This is a genomic window from Mesorhizobium sp. M7A.F.Ca.US.005.03.1.1, assembly GCF_003997975.1.
Taxonomy (GTDB): Bacteria; Pseudomonadota; Alphaproteobacteria; order Rhizobiales; family Rhizobiaceae; genus Mesorhizobium; species Mesorhizobium ciceri.
Window position 1 is genome coordinate 12,761 of the sequence record NZ_RZRO01000032.1, and the last position, 5,000, is coordinate 17,760.

At 55.7% G+C, this 5,000-nt stretch carries 1 protein-coding gene, 1 tRNA gene, 2 rRNA genes and 1 pseudogene (1 of these 5 cut by a window edge); all 5 read left to right on the forward strand.

The annotated features are described in order from the left end of the window. Positions 1-246: 246 nt before the first annotated feature. A 23S ribosomal RNA gene (locus EN990_RS15540) occupies positions 247-3,068 on the forward strand. A gap of 265 nt (positions 3,069-3,333) precedes the next feature. After that, positions 3,334-3,448, forward strand: a 5S ribosomal RNA gene (gene rrf, locus EN990_RS15545). Positions 3,449-3,602: 154 nt separating this feature from the next. Then, positions 3,603-3,679 (forward strand) — tRNA-Met (locus EN990_RS15550). Positions 3,680-4,559: 880 nt separating this feature from the next. After that, complete coding sequence (locus EN990_RS15555; RefSeq protein WP_027163779.1) at positions 4,560-4,826, forward strand: type II toxin-antitoxin system ParD family antitoxin; 267 nt, start codon at positions 4,560-4,562, stop codon at positions 4,824-4,826. Positions 4,827-4,829: 3 nt separating this feature from the next. After that, positions 4,830-5,000: pseudogene (locus EN990_RS15560) on the forward strand (type II toxin-antitoxin system RelE/ParE family toxin); it runs 140 nt beyond the window's last position.

The following is a 5,000-nucleotide window of genomic DNA, read 5'->3' on the forward strand; positions in this document are numbered from 1 at the left end:
CAGTAATGCCGTGATTTGTCGCGGGAGACGCTCAATCTCCCGCATATGATGGGCTTGCCTAACCGCACCCTCGAACCGATCTCGAGAAGCTGGTCTTTTTGTGCCAATGACATCGAAGTTTGATCCCGCACAGGATCTGCTTCAGGCGACAATTCCTTTGGAATTGCGTGGATGCCAACTCCGTAAGGGGAAGGCTGAAGCGACAATCCCTTCGGGATTGCGCGGATGGGCATTGGCAATGAGAACGATCAAGTGTCTTAAGGGCAATTGGTGGATGCCTTGGCATGCACAGGCGATGAAGGACGTGATACGCTGCGATAAGCTACGGGGAGGTGCGAATACCCTTTGATCCGTAGATTTCCGAATGGGGAAACCCACCTAAGGTACTTGGAAAATCAGAGCAGCCAGAAGGTCGCAAGGCCGGATTGCTGCTGTGGTTTCCAAGTATCGATAATAGGTAACTTACCCTGAATACATAGGGGTAAAGTGGCGAACGCGGGGAACTGAAACATCTAAGTACCCGTAGGAAAGGACATCAACCGAGACTCCGGAAGTAGTGGCGAGCGAACCCGGACCAGGCCAGTGGCGATTGAGAGACAAGCGGAACCTTCTGGAAAGTAGGGCCATAGTGGGTGACAGCCCCGTACGCGTAATGCAATCAATCGTCCTCGAGTAAGGCGGGACACGTGAAATCCTGTCTGAAATTGGGGGGACCACCCTCCAAGCCTAAGTACTCGTGCATGACCGATAGCGAACTAGTACCGTGAGGGAAAGGTGAAAAGCACCCCGACAAGGGGAGTGAAAGAGTACCTGAAACCGATTGCCTACAAACAGTGGAAGCCCAAGGTTCGTCCTGGGTGACCACGTACCTTTTGTATAATGGGTCAGCGACTTAGTGTGACGAGCAAGCTTAAACCGCTAGGTGTAGGCGCAGCGAAAGCGAGTCTGAACAGGGCGTTCAGTTCGTCGCATTAGACCCGAAACCGAGTGATCTAGCCATGAGCAGGTTGAAGGTAAGGTAACACTTACTGGAGGACCGAACCCATAACTGTTGCAATAGTTCGGGATGACTTGTGGCTAGGGGTGAAAGGCCAATCAAACTCGGAAATAGCTGGTTCTCCGCGAAATCTATTTAGGTAGAGCGTCGACCGAATACCCCAGGGGGTAGAGCACTGGATGGGCTAGGGGTCCTCACCGGATTACCAAACCTAACCAAACTCCGAATACCTGGGAGTACTAGTCGGCAGACACACGGCGGGTGCTAACGTCCGTCGTGAAAAGGGAAACAACCCTGACCTACAGCTAAGGTCCCCAAGTTATGGCTAAGTGGGAAAGGATGTGAGGATCCCAAAACAACCAGGATGTTGGCTTAGAAGCAGCCATCATTTAAAGAAAGCGTAACAGCTCACTGGTCTAAATAAGGGTCTTTGCGCCGAAAATGTAACGGGGCTAAAGCCATACACCGAAGCTTAGGGTTTGGTCCGCAAGGGCCAAGCGGTAGCGGAGCGTTCTGTAAGCTGATGAAGCCATACCCGTGAGGGGTGGTGGAGGTATCAGAAGTGCGAATGCTGACATGAGTAACGTAAGGGGAGTGAGAGACTCCCCCGCCGAAAGACCAAGGGTTCCTGCTTAAAGCTAATCTGAGCAGGGTTAGCCGGCCCCTAAGACGAGGCGGAAACGCGTAGTCGATGGGAACCACGTTAATATTCGTGGGCTTGGAGGTAGTGACGGATCATTGAGGTAGTCCAATCTTATCGGATTGAACGGGCTGCTGCGTGGTTCCAGGAAATAGCTCCTCCTTATAAACCGTACCCGAAACCGACACTGGTGGTCTGGTAGAGTATACCAAGGCGCTTGAGAGAACTATGCTGAAGGAACTCGGCAAATTGCACGCGTAACTTCGGAAGAAGCGTGACCCTTTTCTACGCAAGTAGAGGAGGGTGGCACAGACCAGGGGGTAGCGACTGTTTATCAAAAACACAGGGCTCTGCGAAGTCGCAAGACGACGTATAGGGTCTGACGCCTGCCCGGTGCTGGAAGGTTAAGAGGAGGGGTGCAAGCTCTGAATCGAAGCCCCAGTAAACGGCGGCCGTAACTATAACGGTCCTAAGGTAGCGAAATTCCTTGTCGGGTAAGTTCCGACCTGCACGAATGGCGTAACGACTTCCCCGCTGTCTCCAGCATAGACTCAGTGAAATTGAATTCCCCGTGAAGATGCGGGGTTCCTGCGGTTAGACGGAAAGACCCCGTGCACCTTTACTATAGCTTTACATTGGCATTCGTAGTGGCATGTGTAGGATAGGTGGTAGGCTTTGAAGCCTGGGCGCCAGCTCAGGTGGAGCCACCCTTGAAATACCACCCTTATTACTATGGATGTCTAACCGCGGCCCGTTATCCGGGTCCGGGACAATGTATGGTGGGTAGTTTGACTGGGGCGGTCGCCTCCTAAAGAGTAACGGAGGCGCGCGATGGTGGGCTCAGAACGGTCGGAAATCGTTCGCTGAGTGCAATGGCATAAGCCTGCCTGACTGCGAGACTGACAAGTCGAGCAGAGACGAAAGTCGGTCATAGTGATCCGGTGGTCCCGCGTGGAAGGGCCATCGCTCAACGGATAAAAGGTACGCCGGGGATAACAGGCTGATGACCCCCAAGAGTCCATATCGACGGGGTTGTTTGGCACCTCGATGTCGACTCATCGCATCCTGGGGCTGGAGCAGGTCCCAAGGGTATGGCTGTTCGCCATTTAAAGCGGTACGTGAGTTGGGTTCAGAACGTCGTGAGACAGTTCGGTCCCTATCTGCCGTGGGTGTAGGAATATTGAAAGGATCTGTCCCTAGTACGAGAGGACCGGGATGGACGGATCTCTGGTGGACCTGTTGTGGCGCCAGCCGCATAGCAGGGTAGCTATATCCGGACGGGATAACCGCTGAAGGCATCTAAGCGGGAAACCCACCTTAAAACGAGTATTCCCTGAGAACCGTGGAAGACGACCACGTTGATAGGCCGGGTGTGGAAGAGCGGCAACGCTTGAAGCTTACCGGTACTAATAGTTCGATCGGCTTGATCGTTCTCATTCCTTATGCCCATCTGACAAAGTCAGATGGTCTGTTCTCACTCACGCTTGTTCCGCCCTGCGGGCGGCGCTACGTGAGTGCGGCGCATCAGCGCCGACGGTCGACCTTGCGAAGCTTCGCTTCGAAAGGCGCCAGACCAAGAACCGTAAAGGCACACAAAGACCAGCGAACAGCCCCGAGAGGCACCCGACAGCCCCGCTGCCGATGTCTCTTTGTGCCCTTCGCTCAAAAGCTTCTCGAACAACGTGCGTTTTGCCGACCTGGTGGTTATGGCGGAGCGGCTGCACCCGATCCCATTCCGAACTCGGCCGTGAAACGCTCCAGCGCTGATGGTACTTCGTCTCAAGACGCGGGAGAGTAGGTCGCTGCCAGGTCTGCCAAACGCACGTTGATCTCACATCCAAATCGGATGGAGAAAAATCTTCTCTTTATGAAATGGCCCGCCAAGGGATCACGTGCCGCGTAAGCGGCCCTTTCATTTGGTCAGCCATATACCTATCTGTAGGCCTCGGCTTACACAAAAATTGACGCGGGGTGGAGCAGCCCGGTAGCTCGTCAGGCTCATAACCTGAAGGTCACAGGTTCAAATCCTGTCCCCGCAACCAAATTCAAAAAGGCCCGCCATCGTGCGGGCTCTTTTGTTTTGTGCTGTGCTGTGCTGCCGGCCTGTCATCAGGCGCCCGCAACCAGCCAAGCCAAGCCGCCAGACAGAAAACGCAAATCCTCTCCCCAAAACCAACATCAAAAACAGCCCGCCAGCCACAAATGCCCGCGCGCCGTTTTGATATGCGGCTGGGGTGGCCATCGATCTGCCCAGGCTCAGGCCCCCGAAAGCGAAGCCGAAGCTGCGGGACAAAAGAACCAGATCCCGTCCCGCAAACCAAACTTCACTAAGCAACAGCCCGCCTGGCATCAGCCGGCGGGCTGTTCGCGTTCAAGGGACAATGGTGCCCGCAAGCGGCAGTCCTCGGCGCACAAGAGGACTCAGCCGACAAGGTACGACAACAAACAAAGCCTCAACAAAACAGCCCGCAGCCCGCGGGCCGTTTGCGTTTGGGGGACTGGCAAGTGAAGCGCCAGGCCGCCGCCATGGCCGGATCAACCGAATCGGAGGCGGAAAAGACAAAGCCATCCGATCCTCGTGCCAGGCATCGGTGATGCCGGTGATGATTTGCAGTCAAATACGAAATGAATTTGGTCGGGGTGGTGTTCTATTCAGCCGGCTTTTGTGGCCACCCTCGACCATGACAATGACTGATGACCGCGAATATCGACCTGCATGTGAATCCTCGATCGCGCCGGCGGCCGGTGTGTCACGCCGCAATAGCCGCAAGTGCCGTTGGTCGAGCGGCCTGGGGGCGTTGAAGCGATGCCTCGATCATGCCGAATCAAAGCGAAGGGCGATTCTCTGCGGATGAGTCACGCGAGGTAAGGCGTGGCCGAATCGGCGCCAGATTCGGGATCGCTCCCCGCAGGAGGTTGCCAATGCCAAATTACGCTTTGAATGACCACTACGAGAGCTTCATCAGGAAGCAGCTCGAATCAGGCCGCTACAACAATGCCAGCGAGGTTGTCCGCGCGGGCCTGCGCATGCTCGAGGATTTCGAGGCGGAGCGAGAGAAATGGCTGCGCGAGGAGATACCAGGGCGCCTGGCTGAACTCCGGCAGGATCCGATGAAGGGCATCCCTGCCGACACGGTCTTCTCCCGGCTGGAGGCGCGTCATCGCTCCAAGCAGGCGAAAGCCAAGTAGGGGATGGAGTATCGGATTGTCTTCCACTCCAAGGCGGAGTCGGAGCTGGAGCAACTCTACGATGACCTAGCCGGACGTGCGTCGCCGGCGATCGCCCGGAATTTCATTGCGGGTATCCGCGACCATTGTCTCGGCCGTCGACTTTTCCACAGCGGGGCACCGAGCGGGTCGAGA